This is a genomic window from Henriciella marina (assembly GCF_027213945.1).
Lineage (GTDB): Bacteria > Pseudomonadota > Alphaproteobacteria > Caulobacterales > Hyphomonadaceae > Henriciella > Henriciella marina_A.
Genome location: NZ_JAPWGW010000013.1, coordinates 1 through 4,069, shown reverse-complemented (window position 1 = coordinate 4,069; position 4,069 = coordinate 1). Strand labels below are relative to the sequence as shown.

3 protein-coding genes and 1 pseudogene are annotated in these 4,069 nt (G+C 61.2%); 3 read left to right on the top strand and 1 reads right to left on the bottom strand.

Annotated elements, in window-relative coordinates; genetic code table 11:
- The 3 genes and pseudogenes from O4G74_RS15950 to O4G74_RS16505 all read left to right on the top strand — a co-directional run.
- A partial coding sequence (locus O4G74_RS15950) for an efflux RND transporter permease subunit (RefSeq protein WP_269403511.1) occupies nucleotides 1-2,952 on the top strand: 2,952 nt, incomplete at its 5' end.
- On the top strand, nucleotides 2,936-3,184 hold the full coding sequence (locus tag O4G74_RS15945; protein ID WP_034813609.1) for a hypothetical protein: 249 nt from the start codon (nucleotides 2,936-2,938) through the stop codon (nucleotides 3,182-3,184). The genes O4G74_RS15950 and O4G74_RS15945, both read left to right, overlap by 17 nt.
- Before the next feature lie 72 nt (nucleotides 3,185-3,256).
- Nucleotides 3,257-3,663, top strand: a pseudogene (locus O4G74_RS16505) (cation transporter); the annotation flags it as partial.
- Between the two features lie 9 nt (nucleotides 3,664-3,672).
- On the opposite strand, the gene O4G74_RS15935 reads toward O4G74_RS16505, so the two are convergent.
- The coding region (locus O4G74_RS15935) for a MerR family transcriptional regulator (protein ID WP_269403510.1) at nucleotides 3,673-4,069 on the bottom strand (397 nt) is incomplete at its 5' end.

Genomic DNA, 4,069 nt, shown 5'->3' with positions numbered 1-4,069 from the left:
CTGTCGCCCGAAGAGGTCGAACGCTATGTCACCTATCCGATCGAGACGGCCATGTCCGGCCTGCCCAAGGTCGACGAGATCCGCTCGACATCCAATTTTGGCCTGTCTGTCATCAATATCTATTTCGAGGACGGCACGGACGTCTATTTTGCCCGCCAGGTCGTCGGCGAGCGCCTCGGCGAGGCCGCCGACGCCATTCCCGACGGCTTCGGCACACCCAAGATGGGGCCGATTTCGACCGGCCTTGGTATCATCATGTACTACCGGCTCGTCGATGAGACCGACGAGCGGTCGCTGGTTGAGCTGCGCGAGATTGCTGACTGGATGATCAAGTATCCGCTTCAGTCGGTTGAAGGGGTGACGGAGGTTCTGTCACTAGGGGGTTTCGAGAAGCAGTACCAGGTCCGCCTCGATCCCGATCAGCTGACATCCTATGACCTCAGCGTCGGCGAGGTGATTGCCGCCTTGGAGAGCGCCAATCGGACGGCCGGCGCGCAATTCATCGAAATTGGCGCCGAACAGTACACGGTGCGCGGGGTCGGGCTCGCTCGCTCCCTCGATGATCTGCGTGAAACGCCGGTCAAGACCGTGGATGGACGAACCGTCCGCGTCAGCGACCTCGGTGAAGTCGCGATAGGTGGCGGCGTCCGGCAGGGGCTCGCAACTGCCAATGGCGAAGGGGAGACCGTCGCCGGTCTCGTCCTGAAACTTTATGGCACAAACACGTCTGAGGTGATCGAGAACGCGCAAGCGCGCTTCGACGAGATCAACCTGTCGCTTCCCGACGGTGTCAAAGCCGTTCCGTATTATGATCAGGGTACGCTGGTGAATAAGGCAGCCGCGACCGTGACGACCGCCCTCTGGCAGGGCGCGCTCCTGGTCGCGGTCATCGTCTTCCTGTTCCTCGGCGGCTGGCGTCCAAGCCTCGTGGTTGTCATGGCCATACCCTTCTCGGTCGGCTTTGCCTTCATCGCGATGAAATTCCTCGGCATCGGGGCCAATCTGATGACGCTGGGCGGGGTGGCGATCGCCATCGGGATGATGGTCGACGGCGCCATCGTCATCGCCGAGAACGTGGATCGCGGCTTGCGCGAACGACGCGAGGGTGAAGATAGCCGCACGACGGTCGCGCGAGCGAGCGCCGAAGTGATCGCGCCGCTGATTGCTGCCGTCCTCGTGGTGATCATTGTCTTCCTGCCGCTGTTCTCTTTGCAGGGAACCGAAGGCAAGACGTTCCGGCCGCTCGCCGCCTCTGCCGCGCTCGCCATGACAGGGTCGCTGATCTATGCCGCGCTCATCGCTCCGGCGATGGCGCTCGGCCTCATGCGTCCGCCCAAGAGCAATAGCCAGGAGAGCGACAGCCGGCTTGTTTCGCTGATCAAGCCGCTTGCGGCCTTCTTCGTCCGGCGACGTCTCGCGGCGGTCGGGCTAGCAGGCGTCCTGCTTCTGGTTGGGGGCCTCTCAGCGACACGCCTTGGCTCGGAGTTCACGCCTGCGCTGGAGGAAGGCGATGTCCTGTTGCGTGTGACGATGGCGCCGTCCATCTCGCTAACCGAAGCAAAGGAAACGTCGACCCGCATCGAGGCAAGACTGCTTGAAGCCTTCCCCGAGATCAGTTCCATTGTCAGCCGGATCGGTCGTGGGGAAGTCGGCGCGCATGCCGACCCGGTCAACAGTATCGAGGCCTTCGTGGCGCTCAAACCCCGAAACGAATGGCGCAATGGCATCAGCCCGGATGAACTCCGGGCGTCGATTTCCGAGAATCTCGGCGGCTTTCCAGGCGTCAGGGTCAATGTTGGCCAGCCAATCGCCATGTCGGTTGATGAACTCCTGACCGGCACAAAGGCGCAACTGGCGGTCAAGATCTTCGGTCCGGATACGGCGGTCCTGCTGGAAGGCTCGCAGGACTTGCAGTCCATTCTTCAGGAGGTTCCAGGGGCGACCGACGTCCAGGCCGATCAGATCACCGGCGCGCCGCAGCTTGTGGTCTCGCTCAACCGTCCTGCGCTCGGCCGGTATGGACTGAGCGTGGAGGAGGCGCTCGATGCCTTGCGTTCCGGCGTCGGCGGGGCAGAGGCTGGTGCCGTTTTTGAGGGCGTGCGCCAGTTTCCCGTCATCGTGCGCTATGCCGAAGAGGACCGCAACACGCCCGCGGCCATCGGACGGATTATTTTGGAATCGTCCAGCGGCGCACGGGTTCCACTCGAAAGCGTGGCAAACATCAGGGAGATTGTCGGTCCACGTCAGATCACGCGCGAGAATGGTGAGCGATTCATCACCGTTCAACTCAATGTGAGAGGACGCGATATTGGCAGCTATGTCGCTGATGCGCAGCAATCGGTCGCCAGCCAGCTCGACCTGCCGGCTGGTTATCGCGTCGAATGGGGCGGACAGTTCGAACTCCAGCAGGAAGCGAATGCGCGGTTCGCGGTCGTGATCCCGATCACGCTCGGTATCGTATTCCTGATCCTGCTATTGACGTTCGGGCGCATGAAATCGGCCATCCTGATCCTGCTCAACATTCCGCTGGCGCTGACCGGCGGGGCGATGGCGCTCTGGATTGCAGGCCTGCCGATCTCGGTGCCTGCGACGGTCGGCTTTATTGCCCTGTTCGGTATCGCGCTCGGCAATGGCATGGTGCTGGTCAGTTTCATGGATGATTTTGCCAGGGAGGGCCGTGGTCGCGATGAACTTGCCGTCGAGGCGGCAGGCTTGCGGGCACGTCCTGTGCTGATGACCGCCCTTACGACGGCGCTCGGCCTTGCGCCGCTGCTCTTCGCAAGTGGTGTCGGTGCTGAAGTGCAGCGGCCACTGGCCACGGTGGTCATGGGCGGGCTGGTCTCCTCGACCGTGCTAACTTTGCTGGTGCTACCCGCCCTTCACCGCTGGTTCGCACCAAAGCCCGACGCGCACCATTCCTTGTTGGAGGCCGAGCATGTTCATCCATCGTGAACTTCGCTTCGCGGTCATGTCCGTTTCTCTCGCAGCCCTGGCCGGCTGCGAGAGTCTCGACAACGTGATGGGGGCCCTTTCAAGTGAGCAGGCGGCCAAGGTGCAGGAGGAATGCGGCCTGATACCACCAAAGAGCCGCGTAAAAAACGCGGTACACGCGCGGCGACGCGCGTATCTCGAGTGCAAGCGCAAGGTGCTGGAAGAGGAGGCCGATCCTGAGCCACGCACATGATCATGACGATCTTGATCCCGCGAGCGATGATCGTCGGGTCTCCATTGCCATCTGGTCAATAAGACTGTCATACGGATCACTGATCCGCCCGCCGTTGGTGGCTGGACGATCGTTATTCTTGGCGGTGTTGCGCTGGTCATTGCAGAGCTTACAGCCCTCCTGATCTATTCGGTGCAGAATGGGAGCGTGAATATCCGGGCGCTCCTCCTTCACAATCTGTCCGACGCACTCGCATCTGTAGCCGTGGTTGCGGGCGACGCGCTCATCCTCATCTATGACTGAATACTGTTCGATCCGTTCGTGACGATCGGTATCGCGGTAACATTCTCTGCCTGTCGTTCCGCGAAATCGGCGGGCCGATCCACATGTTGTGGCTAGGTAGTCCGCCGGACATTGACAACGGTACCGTCATTGAGGCGATGCGGAGCGGTGATGGTGTCGTGGATGTCCATCATTTGCATCTCTGGCAGATGCAGGAGCCCCTTTTGTCAGCTATCTTCGAACAGTTTGTCGGTGAGTGCGCAATCGGGTGTTTCAGCGCCGGTGCAACCAGCCATGATCTCGCCGAGCCGTCGATCCATCTGCTTCAGATCGGCGATGCGTTTACGGATATCGCCCCGATGTGCTTCTGCCAGCGCCCTGACCTCCGCGCAGCTCGGCCTGCCATCATTGATGCCAAGTAGCGAGCGTACATCTTCCACGGAGAAGCCGAGGCTGCGGGCTCGCAATATGAAACGCAGTCGTACCTGATCTTCATTCGAATACAGCCGGTGGCCACTTGCCGTGCGGGCTGGTTCGGGCAGCAATTCGATCTTTTCATAATAGCGGATCGTTTCAAGATTGCAGCCGAGCCGCCCGGCCAGTTCAGCCCGTTTGAGTGCTGCT

Bases quoted from the DNA above. Each gene is read 5' to 3' on its own strand.
- O4G74_RS15945 (WP_034813609.1), top strand. From the start codon at position 2,936: ATGTTCATCCATCGTGAACTTCGCTTCGCGGTCATGTCCGTTTCTCTC.